Raw genomic sequence first — 24,468 nt, 5'->3', positions numbered from 1 at the left:
AAAGCCAGAGGCACTCTCTATATTTAGCTAGTGGATTACAACTCTAACTTGAAATCCTTGTAGTAAAAATCTTTGTCTGCATCAGTGAGGTGGCGGATTACCCTGCAAGGATTTCCTGCTGCAAAAACATGGTCCGGAATATCTCTCGTAACAATACTGCCCGAACCAATCACCACATTTGAACCAATTTTTACTCCTGGGTTGATTACCACGTTTCCTCCGATCCAAACGCTGTTGCCAATCGTCACTTCTTGCGCCCATTCATATTCCTGATCGCGTAGGTGTGCATGTATCGGGTGGCCGGCGGTGTAAATGGATACATTTGGCGCAATAAAAACGCTATTGCCAATGCTGACTTTTGCGCAGTCTAAAATAGTTAAATTGAAGTTAGCATAAAAATTATCGCCAATTTCGATATTGTAACCATAATCGCAGCGAAAAGGAGGCTCTACGTAAAACATCTTTTCCGTTTTACCGAATAATCTTTTAAGCAACTCTTTTCGTTGTTTAATAAATTTTGGAGCGAGGTTATTAAACTCATAAACAATTTCACGGGCTTTGAGTCTTTCTTGCGATAATTCTTTCCCTCCGGCTTGGTAGGCTTTGCCAGCCAGCATTTTCTGTTTTTCGGTAAGTATTTCGTGTTCCATTAATATTCTGATATTCGTTTATTTAATAAAGATTATGCAATGCTTTCATCTTTCTTCCTCGCGAAAATGAAGATTTTGCGAAAGCAGAAACAAAAAAAACGGGACTATCGTTTCCGATGCCCCGATTTATTCGCTTTTTTTGAACTCTCTGTCGAAGACCCTTTAGATTTATATTTATCTCGGATTACCGTTTCTCATTGCTTTTTCGGCAATTTTAACAGCTTTCTTTTCTCTCCAATGTGCATATTTTTCCTTAAAAGTCATTTTAATCAAGCTATCAATGGCGCCATGGGTAAATAAACTCCAAACACTTGCTACTTTACGCGTAACAGATTGATCCCAGGCACGTAAACTTAAAGAGAATGAGCCATCAAGGTATTTCATCCAATGCCACATTCCAGTTGGCATAAATAAGGTATCTCCATGTTCTAAAAACACTTCGTAGCCTTCCACGCCTTTTAAAGCAGGAAACTTTTCGAAATCTGGATTAGCTACATCATAATCTTCCAAAGCATAAGTGGCATTTGGAAGACAATACAATCTATCTTTCCATTTATTGTCGAAAAGTACAATATGTTTTCTTCCACCAAAATGAGTATGAAAAATGTGCGGTAAATCGATGTCGTAATGTAAAAATGTTACTGAATTGGAGCCGCCAAAAAACATGGCAGGCATACTTTCAATAAAGCCACCCATTAAATCCTTTGGTATTTTTACATCGTTAATTAAGCTTGGCACTTTCTTAAATAAATTGAAGAAAAATATTCTCAATTCAGTGGGTTCGCGTTTAATTAAATCCAAATAATCGCCGAATTTCATGTGTGCTGTAGCTGCATTAATTGGTTTAGAAGGATCTGCTTTTGAGTTATCGTACAAAGGCACTTCCAAGTCGCCACCAATCTCTTTTAAATATTCAGTTGTCCATTTTTCTCTAGCTGGCCAATCTTTTGTTAAGCCCCTAATTACCAATGGTTTTTTTGTTTTCAAATAATTTTTTTTGAAATCTTCGGGAGTAATATTCTCGACGATATCTACAGGTTTTAATATGAAACTCATGCGTTTTAAATCGGTTATTTGTTGCCGAACAACAAATGTGTAAATTTTATTTTACAAATAATATATCTCTAATCAAATGTGACGCAATTTACTTAATTCAGAATTAGCATTAGCTTGATGTTTTGTTAACGCTAAGCCAAAACTTTTCTGCCCACAATTTCTGCATAAGCGGCATCCCATAAATCAATTCTTTTTTGCAGGGCTTCTATCGTTGCCTCTTCTGCTTCTGCCCAAAAACTTTCGTTTTTCTCGCAAAGTTTTTCTGTCATAGCTAATGCTAAATGACTATGATGATCTCCATCAACTTCGATGTGGCGTTCTAGATAATATTTGAAAATAGAAACCTGGTCTGGTTGATTGCTATTCAAATCGTTAACCATACTAAAGAACATATTTGGGATTAGATCTTCACGGCCAAAAGTAAAACTAGCGGCCTGAAGGTGGGCTTTTCCACTCTTTATTGTCTTAAACGTCGAATCAACAAAAGCTCTTGCTGAAGGCGGAACTTGAGCCAACTCAAAAGCCATGTCGAAATCACGGCCTTTCTGTAAAGACAACAGAAATTGATTGATGGGCTTAACATTTGCACCACATTGAACCATCGCTTCCAGGTATAGCTCGAAATGACTTTTGATTTCTCCATCTGCACCTACATCACTTTCTTCACCGGCAACTATTTCGTTGATCAGTTGCCTGGTAAGGGCATCTCCAACAGGAAACCAAGGTAGAGTTGTACAGGTTAAATTTATTTGTAATGCTTTAAGCAGCGACATGAAATCCCAAACTGCATAAATGTGGTGTTCCATGAAGGTTTGAAGATCTTCCAGGTCGCTTATTACAGAATAAACTTTGTGATTAATAATTTGCTGCCTCAAAGGCGCTATGTTATTTTGGATTTTTAGAATATTGGGATGCATGTTCAGTTGTATAATGCCAAATTAATGTCTATCCAAGCTTAGCTTTTCGCTTAGTTAATGAGGCGAAATTAATCACTTAGTAGGTTCAATGTGTATAATCGCTAAAACTTGAAATCCTGCTGACATAAAAGTAACAAGATGATTGAGGTATTTTAGGCTAAGTAGCTATCTGATGAAATTAACCGAAAACTTAGCTAAACAAAATGGCGTCTTCTTGATTTGTATTGCCAATGGAAATGGATACGATATGACTTGATTTTATCATACCAAAAAAGGCAAAAGTTAATTCCGCCATAAATCTTTCAATCGATGGCGGAATTAGATTTGTTTGGGTAGTATTATCCGCTGATTATGAGGGAAAAGTGCAGTTCGTCGCTTTCCAGCTAAATGCTTAGTCCAATTTATGGTTTAAATAGTTGCGTCGCATTCGGCGATTTCATTTTAAGTATTATTTCAAGTAAAAACTGAAAGATTTATACTTGAAAATAGCCTTGATCACTTTCCAATGATATTCTACCAATTAGATCACGGTCGCTGTACGAACTTTTTTAGAGAAAACCTTTGGAAAGAAACGTTTCAGCCAAACCGCTTTCGTTTCTTTTCCTCCAATGTAAACCTCTTCTTTTTTTGCTTGAATAGCTTTTATCATCTGTTTGGCGCATTCGGCTGGAGACATGGCTTTATCATGTGCATCACCCATGGTATTCAATGGTTTCCCATCTCCTGTTAAGGCATTGTATGTCACATTCGTTTTAATAAATCCAGGGCAAATGATAATAACATCTATGTTTTTGTCAAACACTTCCGATCGAAGAGAATCAAAATAGCCATGTAAAGCATGTTTGGAAGCGGAATACGCTGACCTTAACTTCGTTCCAAATTTTCCAACCAGACTGCTGACCACAACGATTTGGCCGCCGCCGTTTGCTATCATTGTTGGTAAAACTGCCTTGCTTAAAACAACAGTTCCCCAAAAATTGGTGTTCATAATTTGTTGCTCAGTTTTTATGTCGGTTTCCAAAGCCAGGCTCCGCTGACTTACACCACCGCTGTTGATGAGTAAATCAATTTTGCCAAAAATTTTAATGGCATCTTTCGCCTTGCTATCTAATTCTGAAGTTTCGCTTAAGTCGAAAGGTAAAACATGTACATTAAATGAATTTTGGCAGTTTCCCTTTACTCGAAACAACTCATCACGGTTGCGACCCGAAATGATCAGTTTATCTCCAACTTTAAAATACTCGTAAACCAAGGCTTCTCCAATTCCTGAAGATGCACCTGTTATCCAAACAATTTTCGACATACTATTTTAATTATTGAATGAGTGGGGGATTGAATAAAATATAAAATTCACTCCTTCAAAATTCAAACATTCACTATTTTCTATTCTATTATGAACAACTCCGATGCAATATGATCTGCAAATAACTTTCCTTGTTCGCTCAACTTTACTTTATCCCCATCGTAGGTAAGCCAGTCCTTATCATTTAAACCTAAAATATTGTGCTTGGTTTGTTCCAGAAAATCCTTTCCAAAATCATCATTTATTTTTTGCAAGTCCGTTCCCCACATTGTTCTTAATGATGTCATGATATATTCGTTGAATCTGTCATTCACGCTAAGCAGCTCTATAACTTCTGGCAGTTTATTGCTTTCAATTGTCTCCAGGTAAAGTGCATTGTTTGCCGGATTCATATACCTGTTTTGTCCATCAAAACCATGTGCCGATGGGCCAATACCAATATAATTTACGCCCTTCCAGTAATTGGTATTATGAACGGCATAACGATCTGGCTTAGCAAAATTTGATATTTCATAGTGATCGAAGCCCGAAGCCAGTAACTTTTCCATCAAAATTACAAACTGGGCAGCACTTTGGCCATCGCTCACTGGAGTTTGCTGCTTGTTTTTTATGGCATGGGCCAAAGCTGTTCTCGGCTCAACAGTTAAAGCGTAGGCAGAAAGGTGTGGCACAGCTAACTCAATTGCTCTGTTAATATTGCTTAACCACTTTGCATCTGTTAAAAGCGGATAACCATAAATTAGATCGAGAGTCAAATTTTCAAAACCAGCATCCTGACTTCTCTTTATACAATTTTCGGCTTCATCAGCATTATGCGCCCGGTTCATCCAGATTAAATCTTCATTGTAAAAAGATTGTACCCCAACGCTAAACCGGTTAACAGGTAGCTGTTTTAACTCCTTTAATTTTTGAGAAGTTAAATCATCAGGGTTGGTTTCAATGGTAATTTCAGCATCGGTATCAACAGAAAAAGTATGGTTAATGGTATCAAATATTTTCTGCAAAGCGGCTTGCGATAATATGGAAGGTGTTCCACCTCCAAAATAAATGCTTCCAACTTGCCCCGAAATCCTATCCCTTTTCATTTTGATTTCCTTGCAAATGGATTCAACCATTTCATCGGCATATTTTAATGAGGTACTGAAATGAAAATCGCAATAGTGGCAAGCTTTTTTACAGAAAGGAATATGAATATAGATACCGGACATTGACCACAAAGATACAGCATATTCCATATCCATTTATTTTCTTTAGGTAAACAATGATTAATCGATTACTTTTGCTTTCTTAATTTTTATTTGCAGCATGCCAAAGTTCATTGTCGTTTTATTCGCTTTTTTGTTGTCATCCAACTTCTTGGTCGCACAGCAGATTTCCGCGAATACCGATTCAACAGCGGTGGTGAAATATCAATTCAGGAGATACCGTTTGGATTCGGCTGCACTTGCCCGGCAAAAATTTGTTACCGACTCCATTGTTAAACATACCTGGGTGCTGCCCGATAGTTTATTAGACAAAACCATCCTTCTAGATAGTGTTGAAAAGGATTTTCTCTTCCCATCACTCGATATAATTGCCTGGCAGAAAAAATATGCACACCTTAAGCGAAAAGCAAATCCATACCAACTGGGCTCGCAAATTCCAAAAGGTAACGTAGGCTTACTTGGTTTTATATTTGCGATGCTGGTGATTTTTGCGATTTTGAAAAACGCCTTTTCTAAACAGCTCTCGGCAATTGTACAATCATTTTTTAGTAACCGGATTTTAAATAATATCAACAAAGAAGATAACCTTTTCAGTTCATGGCCATTTCTGCTTTTATTTGTTCAGTTTGGTTTCGTTTTTGGAATGTTTTTCTTTTTGGTTGCCCAGTGGAGAGATATGTATCAAGCGAAGGATGGATTTAAGTTTTTCTTCACGATTTCGATCACGATTATACTGTTCTATGCCTTAAAATTAGTCGTGTTAAGGTTTTTGGGATTTTTATTTAATGTTCAAAAACCCGTAGGTGAGTACATCTCCATATTGTATCTTAGTTACTTTAACGCCTCGCTGCTGTTTATCCCTTTAGTGGTATCGTTTGCTTTATCACCTTTAAAATATGGAGAAGTATATATCATATTGGCGGTCTTATTGTTAGGGGTAATTTTTGCGTTTCAATTGCTTAGGGCTGGGGTTACTATACTTTCTAACAATAAGTTTTCCAAAATGCATTTATTTTTGTACTTTTGCGCCCTCGAAATATGTCCTATTTTAATACTAATTAAAACGATAGGATTGTAGCAGGAAAAAGGAAAATGCAAGAAAAGAACGACTCCAGAATTCGCAAAGTGAAAAGTATTTTGGTTACTTTACCAAAACCTGAAACAGAAAAATCTCCTTACTACGATTTGGCCAAAAAGCACAATTTAAAGGTTGACTTTAGGTCGTTCATTCATGTTGAAGGAGTGCCAGCAAGAGACTTTAGAAAAGACAAAATTAACCTAGCCGATTTTACGGCTGTTATTTTTACCAGTAGGAATGCTGCCGATCATTTTTTCAGAATTTGTGAAGAAATGCGTTATGATGTTCCTGCAGAATTGAAATATTTTTGCTTGTCTGAAACCATCGCCTTGTATCTTCAGAAATACATTCAGTACAGAAAGCGTAAGATTTTCTTTGGTAAACAAACCGCTGCAGATTTGGCTGAAGTGCTAAAAAAACACGCGAACGAAAAGTTTTTATACCCTTGTTCTGATGTAGCAACAGAAGATACCATGAAGTTTTTGGAAAAGACTGGTTATAATTTTACACCTGCTGTGCTTTTTAGAACCGTAGTTAGTGATTTATCTGATCTTGCCGAAGTTTTTTATGATGTAATCGCCTTTTTCAGCCCATCTAGTATTCAATCGCTATTCAAAAATTTCCCTGATTTTAAACAGAATAATACCCGTATTGCTGCCTTTGGCGTAAATACAAGTAAAGCGTGTACTGATATGGATCTGACTGTTGATATTGCAGCGCCAACCCCAGGTGTTCCCTCAATGACAATGGCCATTGAAAATTATATTAAAGTATCTAATAAATAATACACTCGACAATCTATTCTTAGTCAACACAATAAAAGCGTAACTTTGCTGTTATAACAGGGTTACGCTTTTATTTGTAACAAACAATTAGGCAAACAGGGTTTAACTAGCCCAATTTGTTTTAAACAAACGATTTAACTAAAAATATTTGCAATTGTTGATTATTTCGATGATTTTTGATAAAATTGCTCCTAATCGTGCTTGGCACATTATAAAAAATATGAAGAAAATCTACCTTCTAGCTATTGCGGGTATAACTGTTTTGCTAGCAAGTTGTGGCCATGGGGGTCAGGGCGAGCTAGTGGGGGCTTATAACCGGAAATTCAAAAACAACAGAATCCCTTTGGGTATGGTTTACATCCCGCCAGGGCATACACCACTCGGCGGATCCGATGAAGATATTACTTTCTCGCAGAATGGTCCTAGTAGGATGACTACTATTCCTGCCTTTTTTATGGATCAAACTGAAATTTCAAACGCTGAGTATCGTCAGTTTACCAATTGGGTTAGAGATTCGATTGCAATTGCCATGATGGGTAATCCACAGCAGTTTATGATTACTCCAAAAGGAAACGCAGCTAATGCACTCGGTGGTGAAAAATACATCGATTGGAAAAAAGTAGGCAACAATGGTGTAAATATTTGGCGGAACAAAGGGAAAGGTGCCAGTGGTGCTCAAGTTAGTCAATTGGACGGCATGTACTATTCAGGATTAGATGCCTTACCAGGAAAAAAGGAAATAGATGTACGCAAATTGGAGTATTCGTATGCGGAGCTTAACATGGATAAAGCGGCTTTAGGACATAAAAATCCGAATAGCAAACGTCAGGATTATATAGATCGTTATACCATTGCTATCTATCCTGATACAATGGTTTGGAAAACAGATTACTCATACTCGATGAATGATCCAATGGTTCGTGCTTACTATAGCCACCCTTCTTATGATGACTATCCTGTGGTGGGAGTAAGTTGGGAGCAGGCAAAAGCATTCGGTCAGTGGAGAACAAGATTATATGATGGTGTTGCGCAGGCAAGGAGAATGCCTGTAGGCTCGCGATCTGATTACAGATTACCAGCGGAAACCGAGTTTGAATATGCAGCCAGAGGTGGTAATACCAAAACAAAATATCCTTGGGGAGGCCCATACATCAGAAATACAAAAGGGTGCTTACAAGCTAACTTTAAGCCTGGCCGCGGAGATTATTCTAGCGATGGTGGTATTTATACGGTTGGTGTAAGATCATACTTTCCTAACGATTACGGTTTGTATAACATGGCCGGGAACGTCTCTGAGTGGACAATTACTGCTTATAATAAAGGTGCAGCCCCATTATTACATGATTTAAGTCCAAACTTTACTTACGATGCAAATGCTGGAGATAGCAAGTATAAAAAACGTAAAATCATTAAAGGTGGCTCTTGGAAGGATACAGGATATTTCCTTCAAAATGCAGTTTCAACATATGAATATCAGGATACACAAAGATCATATATTGGCTTTAGATGCGTTTCCTCTTACCCAGGAACTGATTTAAGAAATTAAAAAACAAACCAAACAACTAAAAACTAAGAAAAACATCAAAATTTTATGGCAGCAAAGAAACAACCAGGCTGGTTACACGTAGCAATTTCATGGGGAGCAAGTATCGTAATTGTAGGAGCATTATTTAAAATTCTTCACATTGGCGGTATCGTGGGTAACTATATGATTGGTATAGGTCTAGGCGTAGAAGCAATATTATTCTTTCTAACAGGGTTTTTCCCACCAGAACCAGAACCAGCATGGGAGAGGGTTTATCCAGAATTAAGAGAAGATTTTAAAGGTGAATTGCCAACAGCTTCTGCAAGATCGGTTGCGGCACCTGTTTCAGCAGGAAATACAGCAGCATTCGATAAAATGTTATCAGAGGCTAAAATTGGACCGGAATTGATAGAGAGTTTAGGTTCTGGTTTGCGCACATTTGGTGATAAAGTTGCAACGATTTCAAATGTTGCTGATGCATCAACTGCTACAAACGAATTTACAAGCAAAGTAAAAACAGCGTCTGCTGGTTTTGATAATTTAAGCGCATCTTTTGAAAAAGCCACAGCTAACTTAAAAGCAATGGGTGAGAGCAATGTGGATTCTCAAGCTTATCACGATCAGGTTAACAACTTGGCTAAAAACTTATCTGCTTTAAATGCAGTGTATGAATTGGAACTACAGGATTCAAGCGCACATTTAAAATCGATGAATAAATTCTATTCGAACTTATCTTTAACTATGCAAAACTTTAACGAATCGATGGAAGATTCGAAACAGTTTAAAGAAGAAGTGAATAAGTTAGCGAAGAACCTGGCATCGCTTAATTCGATTTATGGCAATATGTTATCGGCTATGAATGGCCCACGTGTATAAATTATCTAGTTTTTAATTTTAAAAAAAAAGCTACATAACACATGGCAGGAGGAAAAGAAACAACAAGGCAGCGGATGATCAATATCATGTATTTGGTATTGTTGGCTATGCTTGCCTTAAACGTATCAGATACAATTTTAGATGCATTCAAAAATATAAACGATAGTTTGGATACCTCTAAAAACAATGTAAACACCAGTATCAATCAGCTATTTTCTGCTTTCGAAAATTCGAAACTGAAAGAAGAGCCGGCTCGTGCACAACCGATTTACGAGAAGGCTAAACAAGCACAGGCAGCTGCAGATAATCTGAATAACTACATTGAGAGTTTAAAGAAAGAATTTACTACAGCTGGAGATGGTATAGATCCGGAAACTGATGATTTGGTAAACAGATCTAATCAGGATATTGCTCAGAATATCATGATCAACCAAAAGAAAGCTGATGAATTAAAGAAAAGAATTAACGCTACGCGTGAGAAGCTGATTTCCTTACTAGATCCAGCTGATAGAGCAACTGTTGCTTTTTCACTAGAGGCCAAAGATCCGGTTAGAAAGAGAAAAGGCAACTGGCAAGAAACTTACTTTGGTGAGGGAACACCGTTAACAGCTGCGATGACCATTTTGACAAAACTGCAAACAGATACTAAAAATGCCGAGGCAGAGGTAGTTAAAAAGTTATTCGGAAATATGGATAAAGCTCAGGTTAACTTAGATCAGTTTGCAGCCGTAGCAGTAGCACCCACATCTTATGTTATTCAAGGACAGCCTTATACCGCTGAGGTATTCTTGACAGCTAGTGATTCAAGATCAACTCCTGATATTACCGTCAACGGGAATAAATTATCCATTAAAGAAGGTAAAGGAACTTACACGGGTGGTACAAGCAGCGTTGGTGAATTTACTTGGGTAGGTACTATTCGTGTTCGCCAAACTGATGGACAAGTTAAGGAATACAAAACGCAGCCTCAAAAATATCAGGTAGCAAAGCCATCTGCTACCGTTTCATCTACAAAGATGAATGTAATTTATGCTGGTATTCCAAACCCATTCACGGTTTCTGCTGCCGGTTTTCCGTTAGAAAGTGTTCGTGCTTCTATATCGGCCGGATCAATGTCTGGTTCAAATGGAAACTACAGTGTAAACGTTTCTGGGGGACAGGTGGGGAGCGAAGTTTCTATAAACGTAAGTGCAAGCAATGCTGGTAAAACAGTGAGTTTAGGCGCACAGAAATTTAGAGTAAAAGCAATTCCAAAGCCAGTAGCTAAAGTTGGTGGAAGAGCTGGTGGTGACATCGCTTCTGTTCAATTGAAAAGTGAATCAGAAATCGAAGCAGATCTTGATGATTTCCCTTTCGATGTAAAGTTCAGAATTCAACGTTATAAATTAACGGTTATAAAACCACGTTCAGACGCGGTTACTATTTCTGGTAGTGGTGGTAATTTTGCTGGCGCTGTCAAAGCGGCAATTAATTCTGTAACCCCAGGTACCAGAGTATTTTTTGAAGATATCGTTTCTGTTGGTCCTGATGGCCGCCAGAATGTTTTACCTTCATTAGCATTCAGTGTTAAATAAGAAGAAGATGAAAAGGATTGTAAGCATCATTGCCTTGGCTTTATTTACTACGTTGGCTTTCGCACAGAAAAAGCCAAGTAAATTGGCTCCAAAAAAAGTTGCAGTTGCACCAGCACCTGTCGCCGATACCGTTGCAGCGCCAGTTAAAGGAGCCAAGAAAAAGCTTAAGGTTCCACCGAAGGATGGTTTTTATGCCCGTAAGGATATTGATAGTACGGAAATGGTGCCTTTGGCTGATGTTAGAGAGGAAGATGTATTTTATGCAAAGCGTATCTGGAGAGAAATTGACTTAAGGGATACCGTGAATTCATCGCTAAAGTCTCCGAAATCAAGATTAATTGATGTGATCTTAGCTGCTGTTAAAGCCGAAGAATTAACTGCTTATGCGCCTATTGATAGTGTGCTGAACGAAGATGATGCTTTCAATACACCAATGACGAAAGATTCTGCAATGATGGCAGCCGCCGGAACCGTAGAAGTTACAGATGCTAAAGCAGGTACTGTAAAAACTGTTGCAAATGATCTTAATCCTGAATCTTTTTTAAAGTTTAGAATTAAAGAAGACTGGATTTTTGATGTTAAACGTTCTATTTTTGAGCCACGTATTGTAGGTATTGCACCAATGAAATACAATGAGGTTTCAAAGCAATGGCAACCTGTTTTTTGGGTATATTATCCAGAAGCAAGGGAAATATTGACAAAGAAACGTTTAATCAATACCAACAATGATGCTTCATCGTTAAGCTTTGATGATTTTTTTATACGCCGTCTGTTTAGCAGTTATATTGTTAAGGAATCAAATCCTGGAGATAATAAGTTAAGAGATATTATTGCTGATCCTAGACAACGACTATACGAATCAGAAAGAATTAAAAAGTCGGTTCTTGATTACGAACAGGGACTTTGGGAATACTAAAGGAAAAGCTTCGATTTTCATCGGAGCTTTTTTGTTTTTAGCTCCCCATCAGTTAAACAGATCGTCATTGCGAGGTATGAAGCCTTCTTACCGCATGCACGCAATTGACTAATTTCTATTACTAAAAATTGATGTGCACCTAAACTATTAGGATGGATTTTCAAATCCCTTTTCAGGGGGCTGCGGGGTAAAATAATCCTGCAAAGTTATCATCTGCTTTTTATTAAGCACCTCGCTTAATTCTTTTTCTGTAGCTTCTCTTATTTTCTTAACCGATTTAAAATGTTTTAGCAATTTGTCGGCTGTAGTTTTACCAATGCCTTCAATTTGTTCCAATTCGGTTTTTAAAGTTCCTTGATCACGCTTTTTGCGGTGAAAGGTAATACCAAACCTGTGCGCTTCGTCACGGAGTTGTTGAATTACTTTTAACGTTTCTGATTTTTTATCGAGATAAAGCGGAAACGAATCACCTGGATAGAAAAGTTCTTCCAATCGTTTCGCAATACCAATAACCGTTACTCGATTTTCGATGCCAAGCAACTTCAAGCTTTTCATGGCCGATGAAAGCTGCCCTTTACCGCCATCAATAATAATTAGTTGAGGCAAAGGCTGGTCTTCGTCAAGCATGCGCCTATAACGTCTAAACACAGCCTCCTCCATGGTCGCAAAATCATTTGGACCTTCAACTGTTTTCACGTTGAAGTGGCGATAATCTTTCTTGGAAGGTTTGGCATCTTTAAAAACAACAATTGCCGAGACAGGGTATTTGCCTTGAAAGTTGGAGTTATCAAAACATTCAATATGCTTCGGCAATTGCGTTAGTCGCAAATCTTTTTGCATGGTTGTTAAAATGCGATCTGTCCTTAAATCAGGATTTAACTTTTCGTATTGATTTAGTTTTTCTTTTTTGAAAAACAATACGTTTTTCTGCGACAGCTCTAAAAGTTTCTTTTTTTCACCGAGTTTTGGAACCGTAAATTTTAACGTTTCATCTTCCAAAGAGGGTTCAAATGGAATAATTATTTCTTTTGATGTACTGTTGAACTTTGTTCTGAACTCCAACATCGCTGTGATCAAAAGTTCATCATCACTTTCATCCAATTGCTTTTTAATTTCAATAGTTTGCGTTTGAATGATAGTTCCGTTCATCACTTTCAGGTAGTTCACAAAAGCATAACGCTCATCAGAAGCAATGCTCACCACATCAACATTGGTAATGGCACTATTAACCACGGTCGACTTACTTTGATATTTCTCTAAAACCTGAAGTTTTCGCGAATATTGATGTGCCAGTTCGAAGTTCAATTCTTCTGAAGCAGTCTTGATAATGCCCTTGACATCCCTAATCACATTACCAATTTTGCCGTTTAAAATCTCTTTAATCTCAACAATATTCTGGTTGTAATCACTTTCTGTTTGGTAGGCCTGACATGGGCCTTTACAATTTCCAATCTGAAATTCCAGACAAACTTTAAACTTGCCTTCAGCAATATTTTTATCATTTAATGGCAGCGAACAAGTTCGTAGAGGATATGTTTCCTTAATTAGATCTAAGATAGTGTGCATCATGCCAATGGAGCCATAAGGGCCGAAATAGGTTGATCCATCTTTGATTACTTTTCTAGTCCAATAAATGCGTGGATAGGGTTCGTTTTTAACGATTATCCATGGGTAGGTTTTATCGTCCTTTAAATTGATATTAAATTTAGGCTGATGCTTTTTGATCAAACTATTTTCAAGCAACCAGGCATCAATCTCTGTATCAACAATAGTAAAAGTTATCTTCCTGATTTTGGAAACCAGCACTCTGGTTTTGCCGTTAAATTGTTGCTTATCGCTATTGAAATAAGAGCCAACGCGGTTGCGAAGGTCTTTTGCTTTACCAATATACATCAACTTTCCATCTGCATCCCAATATTGATAAACACCAGGTTTATGCGGAATTGCGGTCAGTGCGGTTTTATGGTCAAAAGTGCTCATTAATTACAAAAATAGTATTCAAATGCGAAACCGCTATCTAAACCGATAAGGATTCAATGTTGTGTAAAAGAATTTCGGCTCGTCCATAAGCTACGCAAAGATTCAGACTATCCATGCTTGGATTAAAAGCCTAATTTCTCATCGAGTTCAGGGTTGGTTTCCTCTTCCTGTTGCTGATATTGGTTACAATCGTAGGTAATGGATACGCCTGCTTTCGGGGCTTCAAAATCAGCATGACTTATTTTTAACGCCGGGTTTGCGTAAACCCGTTTAATAAAGCCTGCAAAAATAGGAAGCGCCGTATTTGCACCCTCTCCCTGATTGGTACTGATAAAATGGAATGCCCGATCTTCGCAACCGGTCCAGATACCGGTTACTAACTGGGGTGTAATGGCCATAAACCAACCATCAGAGTTATTTTGTGTGGTGCCTGTTTTTGCGCCGATTGGTGCGTTAACTTTGTACTTATAATTCAATCTGGAGCCTGTTCCATTTGAGACAACCCCTTTCAGCATTCTGGTCATTACGTAGGCCACCTCTTCGCTCATGATCGGTTTTGGAATCTCTTTTTGCGAGAAAAGCACAACCCCATTTTTATCTTCAATCTTCAGCAAGTAAATTGGTTTTGTATAAACGCCTTTATTTGCGAATGCACCATAAGCACCCACCATGTTATAGATAGATGAATCGAAGGTTCCAAGGCAAATGGAAGGATAAGCAGGAACATTTGGAATACCCATTTTGGTTGCCAAATTGGAAACTGCTACTGGTCCAACCTGTTTCATCAAAAATGCCGTCACATAATTTTGAGAATAAGCTAGTGCTTTTTGTAGTGTTATGGCGCCAGGAAGTGGTTTTCCTGAGTTCCTCGGCGTCCAGTTTTCTCCGTAACCTTCAATCGTTACCGGTGTGTTAGAAACGGTATAACAAGGCGAATATCCATTTTCAATAGCAACGGCGTAAGTAAATGGTTTAGCTGTTGACCCTACTTGTCTGGTTCCCATTTTTACCTGATCATATTTAAAATGCTCATAGTCAATTCCCCCAACCCAGGCCTTCACATGGCCGTTTGTTGGATCCATCGTCATCATCGCATTACGCAATAACATTTTATAATAGCGAACCGAATCAATGGGTTTCATAACGGTATCAATGTCACCCTTCCAGGTAAAAATGGTCATCTCTGCTTTAGTGTTGAAATTTTCTTTTATTTCCTCGTCAGATTTACCCTCCAGTTTTAAGGCTTTATACCGATCTGACCTTTTTACACCTTGCTCAATTTGTAATTCTTTTCCTTTAAATGGATTTATCCCTTTCCAACTACTGATAAACTGGGCCTGCAAAACCTTCATATACTCTTTTTGGGCTTCTTCGGCATATTTCTGCATGTCGAAATTTAAGGTGGTGTAGATTTTCAATCCATCACGGTCCAAATCATATGGTGTACCATCTGGCTTTACTATTCCCTGCTCCTGGAAGATTGTTTTGATATCGTTTTTCAAAACTGATCTAAAATACGGTGCAATGCCATCATTGACAGTTGCAGCATTAAATTTCAAACCTAAAGGTTTTTCTTTTTCTTCGTTAAAATCTTTTTGGGTTAACAAATCAGATTTTACCATCATAGCCATAACAGTATTTCTCCGGTTTCTCGAACGCTCCGGATGTCGGGTAGGCGAGTACATCGTAATCCCCTTTTGCATGCCAACCAAAGTTGCCGCCTGGGTTAAAGTTAGTTTATCGGGAGTGGTATTAAAATAAACTCTTGCTGCTGATTTAATTCCATAAGCCTGATTACCGAAATCTACAGTATTGAGGTACATCGTGATGATCTCTTCCTTTGTGTAATTACGCTCTAACTTTACTGCAACTATCCACTCTTTAAATTTGGTGAGTACCAAAGAGAAAAAATTCAGGTTGGATTCTCGCGGAAATAGATTTTTGGCCAACTGTTGAGTAATTGTACTTGCACCTTGTTTTTTGCCGATTAAATTATAGCCGATGATGGTGAAGGTACGTTTGAAATCGATTCCTGAGTGATCTTTGAAACGGGTATCCTCAGTTGCAATTAAGCCATTGATCACATTTTCGGAAATATCTTTATAGGTAACATTGGATCTGTTTTGTACAAAATAGGTTCCCAGAGGGCGTCCATCTTCCGCAATAATTTCTGATGCTTGGTTACTTTTTGGGTGTTCAATATCTCTGAAAGAAGGTAATTCGCCAAAAAGACCAAGTCCGATCATAGATATAAAAATGGCAAAAAGCGCTATTCCGCCTACCAAGATTTTCCAGATGATTAAACTATAACTTTTTGTTTCTTGTGCAGAAAGGGATTTATTCATTTTGTGTTGTAATTAATGCAAAGGCCTAGCAAATTGGAAGCCATTTTGGCCACAAATTTATTAAAATTTTGATGAACTCTTTTTTCGGCCTTTTTTTAGGCAGTTATATGCCTATTTATAGTTGTCTTTTAAAAATTCCAAATATTCATTAACGCGATCTCTGCTATTCAGCTTTTCGAAATTCTCTTTGCTGATAATAAATCCTCTGTAAAGATTTGCCGGAACTTTCATTATGTTTTTTAACTGACCAGCAATGCTCGATTCGTAAATCTTCGCATCTTCTAAATCGATAAAACTGGTAATATAAATCAATTGGTTATTATCCAGCTCAACCAATTTGTGCGCGAGATCATTATCTGGATAATTTCCACGGTTAAACTGACCAATCCCGAAGCGTGACGAACTTAAAGTTAATGTAGCATCGGCTACATCGATAACATAATAATACTCGTTAGATGTGGCTGCGCTAAAAATGCTGGTGGGTTTTACTACGTCAACAGGTTTAACTTCCTTGGGTTTCTCCATTGGTTTTACAGCGGTTTCTACTGGTTTCACTTCTGCGGCAGCATTAATATCTGTATTCAGCGGCTTTGTAGGTAAAGCAATTGGTTTTACCTGGCTCAGGAAACGAGGCTCGTTTGAATCAAAGTCGATCAAGGCAACAGGGCGCTGCTTAAACTCAGCCAGGTTTGCTTCAATATACTTTAAATGATCGCGCACTAATGGCGTAACAATCAAATCGTTTGGGTATTGGGCGGTAATGGAATTAAACTCGGCCAATAATGGATCTAGTTTCGAGGTACGGCCAACGGCAATTGCCTTTAAGTAGGCATATTGTGGGGCCAGATCGTCATCAGGAAACGCGTTTACATTATCATTGGCTTGTTTAATTACGCTTGGATAATCCTTTTTAGCGTAGGCCTCAAAAGCCACGTTGTAGTTTTTATTTGCCATGTTTTCCATCGCACTCTGTTTGGCAGAAAATGATGGATCTAAAATCGTTTTGGCGTAATTCGATTCAGGGTATTTTGTTAGCACTAACTGCTTAAGCTCATTTGATCTATTCTCATCAACACCTTTGTTGTTTAGGTATAAGCTGTAATAAATGGCAGCGAGGTGGTTATTGTTTGGATATCTTCTTAAAAGTTCATCGTAAATTTTATTAGCTTCTTTTTTGTCGTTCAGCTCTTGCTGATAGAAACTAGCGATTTCAAAATAAGCATCTATAATTTTCTGATCTGAAGTAATAAGCAGTTCTGGTGTAACTGGCAATGCGTCCAGATATTGTCTCTCTATCGAAGTTTGATCTGCTGTTGTTGCGGCAGTTGTTCCATTTGCAGGGGCGATGGTGTTGGCTACGTTTCCGCCAGACATTACCTGTGCATTTTCCTGAGCAGATGAGCGCTGGCTTTGACGCCAGTTATCTTCTAATTGTCTGTTGCCCCAGCGCTTTTTAAAATCGGCAAAACCAGTACTTATTGCTGCATTGTTGTTAAAATAGAAAGTATTACCAGAACCAGTTTGAGGTGAATTTAAAGTCTGGTTCGGAAAATCGGGATTATTAAGGCTTTGATTATTTGCAATCGGAATAGTTGCTACTTCAATTTTCTGAGTTAAATACGCTTTCACTTTTGCCTCGCGATCCGTTGCTGGTAACTTCGCAATCATTTGAGCTGTGTCTTCTTTCGAAATTATCGTGTAACGATCTGTTAAATACTGAAGATTATCTGCCTTTTTAACAATGTTGTCATAATCAGGAAAGTTTTTTGGCATAATCAACACCGTGCTATCATAGTATAGTTTTGCCTTGATGTAGTTGTTAAGCTCCTTAAAATTTAAATCGGCAATTTTTAAATAAGATAATGCTTTTTGGTTTTGATTTTTTGTGCTCTTCTGAACTGATTTTTGATAGTTTTCTTCTGCTTTCACAAATTTGCCTTCCTTCGAGAAAAGCTCGCCAACCTGATAATATATTTGATCGGTATAGTCGAAATTTTTATCGTCTTTTAGTAACGCCAACAACGCCTTGTCTTCATCGACTTTGTAGCCGCTAATCAATGCCCTTAGCTTTATGCGTTGCAAATTGGCATGGAAATACATTTCAAATGGTGCATTACTGTTTTCAACTTTTGTGTAATTAATAAATGCATTTTGAAGGTCGTTCTCCTGTTCTTGCAGTTGCGCTAAAATATACCGCCATCGGATACGGAATTGTTTTTCATCGCTTGACCGAACAGCGTTTTCGAGCAGCAGGATTGCCTCTTTATTTCTTTTTTGATATATCCTCATTTGGGCGGTTGTAGCCAAAGGTTCGGCGATATCTTTCTTTAGATTATCGGCAGCACGAAGCATGGTATCTAGAATTTTCTCAGCCACCACCATATTATTTAATTCCATTTGGCTGCGTGCTTTCCAGTTCATGGCCATAATAAAGGTCTGTAGATCTTTGTCGTAAGCTTTAGCCACATAATCAAAATATTCGGATGCAATGAAATAGTTTCCTTTTAAATAGTTCGCTTTGCCTAAAAGCATGTAAGCATCATCTATATAATTACTGAAACTTTTATCGTTAATGATAGTTTGTCCTTTTGTAATTACCTCATCAAGTTGTTTATTTGGAGCACCTGGAGTAAGCACTAAATTAACCTGTGGTTCTGGATCAAGATAAACAGGTAATGTTTTTTCGTAATTATCAGGGTAACTTTGCAGTAAACCGTCATTATATTCGGTGAGCAGTACCTTAGAATTATAGATATAGTTATAGCGTGCCGTCAAGTTTTGAAACTTACGGTCGATAGCAGTATCTTTATTTGCTACACAGCCATAAGCAAAAAGCAGGCTGAAAAGAATGATGAGGGGATTGAAGGTCTGGTTGGAGTATTTTTTCAAGTATAATCAGTCGCGTTAGTGAATATACAACAAACAAAATTTTAGCAAGAATATTTTCTTTGTTGGCAAAACTTAATATTCAAAGTTAACTTAATTATTGCATTTATAAATGGAAAATCCTAAAGAAGAAGATACATCAAAAAAAGTAAATGCAGCGGCAAAATATTCAGCCATAGGCTTTCAAATGATTGCCACTATTGGATTGTTAACTTTTATAGGCTATAAAATAGATGAACATCGAAATAGTAAAACAAAGTTAATAACGGCTGCATTTGCACTTGCTGGTGTGGGCATTGCATTATATCAGGCTATAAAGCAAGCTACACGATAAACCGTGCCCATCTTAAATCGCTTCATTGCTATTTAATTTGATGGTAAACTATTTAGAAATCAAACAATTTAACAATATTTCATCCTTAAATCTTATCTTTGCCAAAGTTTTTAATTGTAAAGAATTATTCCTTTGACGCTAACCAAGTTTACAAGCATCTACTTCATTTTTGTTGGAATACTGATAGCTATAATCGCTGTGTTACCCAACATTTTTCCTGAAAAGCAGATTTTGGTTAAGAATTTTTGGGTAATTTTTGGCTTTATGGCTGGCATCACCTACATCGCATATATGCTGGTTGATATCGGTATAAAACGTGATCCTGAGGTAGGCGTGATGGCGATCATGGGATCAATTGCAGTGAAGATGATTTTTTGTATGGCTTTTGTGCTGGTTTACAGTATAAAAGCAAAGGGAAACGGGCTACTTTTTGCACTAAATTTTTTTTCTGTGTATTTATTGTTTACAGCCTTTGAAATATACTGTTTGTTGCGTAACTTGCGCCACCAAAATTTAAAGTAAAAAACTGCCAATAAATGGATTGTAACCAAGTTTTTGTGTCGAAAGTTAAGAAGGTAATCTTTGTTTTTACGCTTTTAATCGCGTTTTTATCTATCAGAAATAATACTTTCGCCCAGGCTGATAGTACTATTGCTTCTCCTGATAGTGTTGTTGCTGAATCTGCTCATGCAGTTTCCGGCGAGCACGGAGCAACAGAACACGGTGAAGAGAAGTTCGAGCCAACTAAAGTGATTATGGAACACATCGCAGATTCGCATGTGTGGCATTTATGGGGACACACCTCGATTCCTCTTCCAGTAATTCTATATACTGCTGGTGGTCTGGAAGTTTTTTCTTCAGCACATTTTCATCATGGTGAGCAAGATTATCAAGGTAAATACAATAAATACCGTTTGGTAACAGGTTTAAAACAAAGCATGACTAAAGATATGTTCAACAAGAACATTAAAGTAGTTGGTGCTGACGGCCAAATTGATGAAGCAGCATCTGATACAGTAATTGATTTCTCAATTACAAAAAATGTAGCTGCGATGTTCATTTCCATTCTTTTGATTGTGGTTATTTTCGGTTCAATAGCTGCCAGCTACAGAAAGAGAATTGGGAAAGCTCCAAAAGGATTACAGTCTTTCTTGGAGCCGGTGATCATATTTGTGAGAGATGATATCGCAAAACCAAACATCGGACATAAATACGCAAAGTTTATGCCCTACTTGTTAACAATATTCTTTTTCATCCTATTTAATAACTTATTAGGTTTATTTCCAGTTTTCCCTGGTAGTGCAAACGTAACCGGTAATATTGCTTTAACTTTTGTGATGGCAACAGCTACCATGTTAGTAGTTAACTTAAACGGTAACAAATATTACTGGAAACACATTCTTACTCCAGATGTGCCTTGGTGGCTATATCCAATCATGATACCTGTAGAGCTTATTGGTATTATTTCAAAGCCGTTCGCTTTAATGGTTCGTTTGTTCGCAAACATTACCGCTGGTCACATCATTGTGTTGAGTTTAATCTCGCTGATTTTTATTTTCAAAACATTAGCTATCGCTCCTGTTTCAGTTGCATTCGTTTTATTTATGGATGTTTTGGAATTATTGGTAGCATTTTTACAAGCGTTTATTTTTACATTGTTATCTGCGCTGTTTATCGGAATGGCAGTAGAAGAGCATCATTAACAGAAAACTATTTTTTACAAATTATATAATTAAATTAGTTATGGTAGGTTCAATCGCGGCAATTGGTGCCGGTTTAGCAGTAATTGGTGCCGGTATCGGTATCGGTCATGTAGGTGGTAAAGCAATGGAAGGTATTGCTCGTCAGCCTGAGGCTGCATCAAAAATTCAAACTGCAATGATTATTGCTGCTGCCCTTATTGAGGGTGCTGCATTATTCGGTGTGGTAGTTGCATTATTAGGCTTAGGCGTTTAATAGCAATTTAGAATTATTAATCGGGAATTCGACGATTGGTTGTTTTCCCGATTTTAACGAAAAAGTCAATAAAAAAATATAAAAAATGGAATTAGTTACCCCAAGTATTGGATTGGTTTTCTGGACAGCTTTAGCTTTTATTTTCCTATTACTATTACTTAGAAAACTTGCATGGAAGCCAATTTTAGGAGCTATTCATGAGCGTGAGCAAAGTATTGATGAGGCTTTAAACAAAGCGGAGTTAGCTAAGCAAGAAATGGCTCGTTTAACTGCTCAAAATCAAGATTTGATGCAACAAGCACGTGCTGAACGCGATGAGATTTTGAAAGAAGCCAAAACGCTAAAAGATAGTATTTTAAACGAGGCTAAAAAACAAGCACAAGTAGAAGGTTCTAAATTGATCGAGAAAGCAAAAATCGAGATTGAAAACCAAAAGAAAGTGGCTTTGGCTGAAGTGAAAGATCAGGTTTCTACTTTATCATTAGAGATTGCTGAACGTGTTTTGCGTAACCAATTGGATGATAAAACAAAACAAGAAGCTTTAGTAGCTAATTTGTTAAAAGACGTTGAATTAAATTAAGTTTCAAAGTACAAGGTTTAAAGTGCAAAGTTCAAAGTTTCAATCTCTGGGTTAAACTTTCAACTTTCAACTTTCAACTTTCAACTCAAATATATGTCAGAAATTAAAGTAGCAGGCAGATATGCCAAATCATTAATCGACTTAGCTGTTGAAAATAACGGCCTGGCTGAATCTTATAATGATATGGTTTTATTTGAAAAAGTGGTTGATGAAACTCCTGAACTAGAAGCGATATTGAAGAACCCAATTGTGCCTTTAGATAAAAAGATTGGCATATTGAATGGAATTTTTGCTGATAAACTAGGTAAGTTGACCCTTGCTTTTTTTAAAATTGTTGTTAATAAAGGCCGTTCGGCTATTTTATTTGCTACTGCAAAACAATTTATTCAACAGTATAATAAAATTAAAGGTATTGTAACTGCTGATGTAACTACAGCAACTACTTTAAGCCCAACTGCTAAGCAGGAGATTATTGCCATTGTAAAAAGAGAATTAGGTGCCAATGAAGTTATCGTTAAAGAAAAAATTGATGAGAAGCTGATTGGTGGGTTTATTTTAAAAGTAGGTGATAAGCAATTTGATGCAAGTATTGCCAGTGGTTTAAGTAAACTTAAAAAAGAATTTGCTGCTTAGAAGTATAAAGTATTTAGTATTGAGTATCAAGACTGACTTTGTTAAACTTTGAGGGAGACTGAAATAACAAAGGGCTATAGCACAATAATATATAAACCCGATTGACAGCGGTATTTTTGTCATCCAGAGCGTAGTTGAAGGACAAAGGTTAAGCAGAAGTGGGACTAGAATAACAAAAGAACTACAAGATTTACATTTACAAAAAGATATAATTAAAACTATGGTAGAGGTAAGACCAGACGAAGTTTCGGCAATTATCAGACAGCAATTGGCGGGCTTCAAATCAGAAACCGAACTGGAAGAAGTTGGTACCGTGTTGCAAGTGGGCGACGGTATTGCCCGTGTTTACGGTTTAACTAAAGTTCAATCGGGTGAGTTGGTTGAATTTGCAAACGGCCTGCAAGGCATTGTATTAAACCTTGAAGAAGATAACGTTGGTGTGGTACTTTTGGGTGCATCTGACGAGATTAAAGAAGGTGATACCATTAAACGTACCAAAAAAATTGCCTCTATTAAAGTTGGTGAAGGTATGCTTGGCCGCGTAGTGAACACTTTGGGTGAGCCTTTAGATGGTAAAGGTCCAATCTTAGGTGAAACTTACGAGATGCCTTTAGAGCGTAAAGCACCAGGTGTAATTTATCGTCAGCCGGTAAATGAGCCTTTACAAACGGGTATTAAAGCAATTGATGCAATGATTCCAATTGGTCGTGGTCAACGTGAGTTGGTTATTGGCGATCGTCAGATTGGTAAAACTGCTGTTTGTATCGATACTATTATTAACCAAAAAGAATTTTATGAAGCAGGCCAGCCTGTGTTTTGTATTTATGTAGCTATCGGTCAGAAAAACTCTACCGTTGCTAACATTGTACGCACACTGGAAGAAAATGGCGCTTTACCATATACTGTTGTTGTTGCTGCTTCGGCTGCTGATCCTGCTCCAATGCAGTTTTATGCTCCTTTTGCTGGTGCTGCAATTGGCGAGTTTTTCCGCGATACAGGTAGACCAGCTCTAATTGTTTATGATGATTTATCTAAACAGGCAGTTGCTTACCGTGAGGTGTCATTATTACTTCGTCGTCCACCGGGTCGTGAGGCTTATCCAGGTGACGTTTTCTATTTACACAGTCGTTTGTTAGAAAGAGCTGCGAAAATCAATGCGAATGATGATATCGCTAAAGACATGAATGATTTACCAGATTCGATTAGACATATCGTTAAAGGTGGTGGTTCATTAACAGCTTTACCAATTATCGAAACTCAAGCGGGTGACGTTTCTGCATATATTCCAACTAACGTAATTTCGATTACTGATGGTCAGATTTTCTTAGAGTCGAACTTGTTTAACTCGGGTATCCGTCCGGCTATTAACGTAGGTATTTCGGTATCACGTGTGGGTGGTAATGCTCAAATTAAATCGATGAAAAAAGTAGCAGGTACTTTAAAGTTAGATCAGGCTCAATACCGCGAGTTAGAGGCTTTCTCTAAATTCGGCTCTGACTTAGATGCTGCAACGAAATCAGTTTTAGATAAAGGTGCCCGTAACGTAGAGATGTTAAAACAAGCGCAGTTTTCTCCATTTACGGTAGAGAAACAAGTTGCAATCGTTTATGCAGGTACTAAAAATTTAATGCGTAGCGTCCCTGTTAACAAGGTTAAAGAATTTGAAACTGAATATTTAACTCAATTAGAAATGCGTCATCCAGAAACTTTAGCGGCTTTAAAGGCTGGTAAATTTGATGATACCATTACTGGCGTTTTAGATACAGTAGCAAAAGAGATTTCAAGTAAATACTAAATTTAGTCAACAGTCTTAAGTCCACAGTCGTTAGTCGACTATAGACTTAAGACTAAAGACTGAAGACTATTATA

Annotated in this window: 21 protein-coding genes; 13 read left to right on the top strand and 8 right to left on the bottom strand. The window is 37.5% G+C overall.

What is annotated here, in order from left to right; translation table 11 throughout:
- Nucleotides 1-35: 35 nt before the first annotated feature.
- The 5 genes from OQZ33_RS12700 to hemW all read right to left on the bottom strand — a co-directional run bounded on the left by OQZ33_RS12700 (nt 36) and on the right by hemW (nt 5,134).
- Nucleotides 36-650 carry a sugar O-acetyltransferase gene (locus OQZ33_RS12700; RefSeq protein WP_265799393.1) on the bottom strand — a complete coding sequence of 205 codons (615 nt, stop codon included), beginning with the start codon at nt 648-650 and terminating at the stop codon, nt 36-38.
- Nucleotides 651-824: 174 nt separating this feature from the next.
- The gene (locus OQZ33_RS12695) at nt 825-1,706 is read right to left on the bottom strand and encodes a cupin-like domain-containing protein (RefSeq protein ID WP_265799392.1); all 882 of its coding nucleotides are present in this window, start codon (nt 1,704-1,706) and stop codon (nt 825-827) included.
- A 131-nt stretch (nt 1,707-1,837) separates the two neighbouring features.
- Complete coding sequence (locus OQZ33_RS12690) at nt 1,838-2,623, bottom strand: DUF3050 domain-containing protein (protein WP_265799391.1); 786 nt, start codon at nt 2,621-2,623, stop codon at nt 1,838-1,840.
- A gap of 520 nt (nt 2,624-3,143) precedes the next feature.
- Nucleotides 3,144-3,926, bottom strand: a complete 783-nt coding sequence (locus tag OQZ33_RS12685; protein ID WP_265799390.1) for an SDR family oxidoreductase — start codon at nt 3,924-3,926, stop codon at nt 3,144-3,146.
- Between the two features lie 80 nt (nt 3,927-4,006).
- Complete coding sequence (gene hemW / locus OQZ33_RS12680) at nt 4,007-5,134, bottom strand: radical SAM family heme chaperone HemW (RefSeq protein ID WP_265799477.1); 1,128 nt, start codon at nt 5,132-5,134, stop codon at nt 4,007-4,009.
- A gap of 97 nt (nt 5,135-5,231) precedes the next feature.
- Between hemW and OQZ33_RS12675 the strand changes: the two genes are divergently transcribed.
- From OQZ33_RS12675 to gldN, 6 genes are all read left to right on the top strand, one after another.
- Nucleotides 5,232-6,209, top strand: a complete 978-nt coding sequence (locus tag OQZ33_RS12675) for a DUF4271 domain-containing protein (RefSeq protein WP_265799389.1) — start codon at nt 5,232-5,234, stop codon at nt 6,207-6,209.
- A gap of 14 nt (nt 6,210-6,223) precedes the next feature.
- Nucleotides 6,224-6,994 (top strand): uroporphyrinogen-III synthase, encoded by a 771-nt coding sequence (locus tag OQZ33_RS12670; protein WP_265799388.1) that lies wholly within the window; start codon nt 6,224-6,226, stop codon nt 6,992-6,994.
- 220 nt (nt 6,995-7,214) lie between these two features.
- Complete coding sequence (locus OQZ33_RS12665; protein WP_265799387.1) at nt 7,215-8,540, top strand: SUMF1/EgtB/PvdO family nonheme iron enzyme; 1,326 nt, start codon at nt 7,215-7,217, stop codon at nt 8,538-8,540.
- 45 nt (nt 8,541-8,585) lie between these two features.
- Nucleotides 8,586-9,395 (top strand): gliding motility protein GldL, encoded by an 810-nt coding sequence (gene gldL, locus OQZ33_RS12660; protein ID WP_265799386.1) that lies wholly within the window; start codon nt 8,586-8,588, stop codon nt 9,393-9,395.
- A 41-nt stretch (nt 9,396-9,436) separates the two neighbouring features.
- Nucleotides 9,437-10,969, top strand: a complete 1,533-nt coding sequence (gene gldM, locus OQZ33_RS12655) for a gliding motility protein GldM (RefSeq protein WP_265799385.1) — start codon at nt 9,437-9,439, stop codon at nt 10,967-10,969.
- A 7-nt stretch (nt 10,970-10,976) separates the two neighbouring features.
- A complete protein-coding gene (gene gldN, locus OQZ33_RS12650) occupies nt 10,977-11,885 on the top strand; it encodes a gliding motility protein GldN (RefSeq protein WP_265799384.1) in 909 nt (302 codons plus the stop codon).
- A gap of 147 nt (nt 11,886-12,032) precedes the next feature.
- Here the strand turns inward: gldN and uvrC are convergent, their stop codons facing one another.
- The 3 genes from uvrC to OQZ33_RS12635 form a co-directional block, all read right to left on the bottom strand.
- A complete protein-coding gene (gene uvrC, locus OQZ33_RS12645) occupies nt 12,033-13,865 on the bottom strand; it encodes an excinuclease ABC subunit UvrC (RefSeq protein WP_265799383.1) in 1,833 nt (610 codons plus the stop codon).
- A gap of 122 nt (nt 13,866-13,987) precedes the next feature.
- Nucleotides 13,988-16,210 carry a transglycosylase domain-containing protein gene (locus OQZ33_RS12640; RefSeq protein WP_265799382.1) on the bottom strand — a complete coding sequence of 741 codons (2,223 nt, stop codon included), beginning with the start codon at nt 16,208-16,210 and terminating at the stop codon, nt 13,988-13,990.
- A gap of 111 nt (nt 16,211-16,321) precedes the next feature.
- Nucleotides 16,322-19,099 carry a tetratricopeptide repeat protein gene (locus tag OQZ33_RS12635; RefSeq protein ID WP_265799381.1) on the bottom strand — a complete coding sequence of 926 codons (2,778 nt, stop codon included), beginning with the start codon at nt 19,097-19,099 and terminating at the stop codon, nt 16,322-16,324.
- 109 nt (nt 19,100-19,208) lie between these two features.
- Between OQZ33_RS12635 and OQZ33_RS12630 the strand changes: the two genes are divergently transcribed.
- The 7 genes from OQZ33_RS12630 (at nt 19,209) to atpA (ending at nt 24,394) form a co-directional block, all read left to right on the top strand.
- Entirely contained in the window at nt 19,209-19,430 is a 222-nt protein-coding gene (locus OQZ33_RS12630) for an AtpZ/AtpI family protein (RefSeq protein WP_265799380.1), read from the top strand.
- 198 nt (nt 19,431-19,628) lie between these two features.
- A complete protein-coding gene (locus OQZ33_RS12625) occupies nt 19,629-19,952 on the top strand; it encodes a hypothetical protein (RefSeq protein ID WP_265799379.1) in 324 nt (107 codons plus the stop codon).
- Between the two features lie 14 nt (nt 19,953-19,966).
- Nucleotides 19,967-21,133, top strand: a complete 1,167-nt coding sequence (gene atpB, locus OQZ33_RS12620) for a F0F1 ATP synthase subunit A (protein ID WP_265799378.1) — start codon at nt 19,967-19,969, stop codon at nt 21,131-21,133.
- A gap of 40 nt (nt 21,134-21,173) precedes the next feature.
- Nucleotides 21,174-21,386 carry an ATP synthase F0 subunit C gene (gene atpE, locus OQZ33_RS12615; RefSeq protein ID WP_029287406.1) on the top strand — a complete coding sequence of 71 codons (213 nt, stop codon included), beginning with the start codon at nt 21,174-21,176 and terminating at the stop codon, nt 21,384-21,386.
- Between the two features lie 85 nt (nt 21,387-21,471).
- Nucleotides 21,472-21,966 (top strand): F0F1 ATP synthase subunit B, encoded by a 495-nt coding sequence (atpF, locus tag OQZ33_RS12610; RefSeq protein WP_265799377.1) that lies wholly within the window; start codon nt 21,472-21,474, stop codon nt 21,964-21,966.
- Nucleotides 21,967-22,059: 93 nt separating this feature from the next.
- On the top strand, nt 22,060-22,599 hold the full coding sequence (gene atpH, locus OQZ33_RS12605) for an ATP synthase F1 subunit delta (RefSeq protein ID WP_265799376.1): 540 nt from the start codon (nt 22,060-22,062) through the stop codon (nt 22,597-22,599).
- A gap of 220 nt (nt 22,600-22,819) precedes the next feature.
- Nucleotides 22,820-24,394 carry a F0F1 ATP synthase subunit alpha gene (atpA, locus tag OQZ33_RS12600; protein WP_265799375.1) on the top strand — a complete coding sequence of 525 codons (1,575 nt, stop codon included), beginning with the start codon at nt 22,820-22,822 and terminating at the stop codon, nt 24,392-24,394.
- Nucleotides 24,395-24,468: the final 74 nt, after the last annotated feature.

The sequence above is a fragment of the Pedobacter sp. MC2016-05 genome (genome assembly GCF_026239735.1).
GTDB lineage: Bacteria > Bacteroidota > Bacteroidia > Sphingobacteriales > Sphingobacteriaceae > Pedobacter.
The sequence above is the reverse complement of the archived record's forward strand: the minus strand, read 5'-3'. Positions and strand labels throughout refer to the sequence as shown.

Coding starts and splice junctions, on each gene's coding strand:
- atpE (WP_029287406.1), top strand. CDS start 21,174: ATGGTAGGTTCAATCGCGGCAATTGGTGCCGGTTTAGCAGTAATTGGT.
- hemW (WP_265799477.1), bottom strand. CDS start 5,134: ATGTCCGGTATCTATATTCATATTCCTTTCTGTAAAAAAGCTTGCCAC.
- OQZ33_RS12675 (WP_265799389.1), top strand. CDS start 5,232: ATGCCAAAGTTCATTGTCGTTTTATTCGCTTTTTTGTTGTCATCCAAC.
- atpH (WP_265799376.1), top strand. CDS start 22,060: ATGTCAGAAATTAAAGTAGCAGGCAGATATGCCAAATCATTAATCGAC.
- atpF (WP_265799377.1), top strand. CDS start 21,472: ATGGAATTAGTTACCCCAAGTATTGGATTGGTTTTCTGGACAGCTTTA.
- OQZ33_RS12690 (WP_265799391.1), bottom strand. CDS start 2,623: ATGCATCCCAATATTCTAAAAATCCAAAATAACATAGCGCCTTTGAGG.
- gldM (WP_265799385.1), top strand. CDS start 9,437: ATGGCAGGAGGAAAAGAAACAACAAGGCAGCGGATGATCAATATCATG.
- OQZ33_RS12640 (WP_265799382.1), bottom strand. CDS start 16,210: ATGAATAAATCCCTTTCTGCACAAGAAACAAAAAGTTATAGTTTAATC.
- atpB (WP_265799378.1), top strand. CDS start 19,967: ATGGATTGTAACCAAGTTTTTGTGTCGAAAGTTAAGAAGGTAATCTTT.
- OQZ33_RS12695 (WP_265799392.1), bottom strand. CDS start 1,706: ATGAGTTTCATATTAAAACCTGTAGATATCGTCGAGAATATTACTCCC.
- OQZ33_RS12700 (WP_265799393.1), bottom strand. CDS start 650: ATGGAACACGAAATACTTACCGAAAAACAGAAAATGCTGGCTGGCAAA.
- atpA (WP_265799375.1), top strand. CDS start 22,820: ATGGTAGAGGTAAGACCAGACGAAGTTTCGGCAATTATCAGACAGCAA.
- OQZ33_RS12670 (WP_265799388.1), top strand. CDS start 6,224: ATGCAAGAAAAGAACGACTCCAGAATTCGCAAAGTGAAAAGTATTTTG.
- gldL (WP_265799386.1), top strand. CDS start 8,586: ATGGCAGCAAAGAAACAACCAGGCTGGTTACACGTAGCAATTTCATGG.
- uvrC (WP_265799383.1), bottom strand. CDS start 13,865: ATGAGCACTTTTGACCATAAAACCGCACTGACCGCAATTCCGCATAAA.
- OQZ33_RS12685 (WP_265799390.1), bottom strand. CDS start 3,926: ATGTCGAAAATTGTTTGGATAACAGGTGCATCTTCAGGAATTGGAGAA.
- OQZ33_RS12665 (WP_265799387.1), top strand. CDS start 7,215: ATGAAGAAAATCTACCTTCTAGCTATTGCGGGTATAACTGTTTTGCTA.
- OQZ33_RS12630 (WP_265799380.1), top strand. CDS start 19,209: ATGGAAAATCCTAAAGAAGAAGATACATCAAAAAAAGTAAATGCAGCG.
- gldN (WP_265799384.1), top strand. CDS start 10,977: ATGAAAAGGATTGTAAGCATCATTGCCTTGGCTTTATTTACTACGTTG.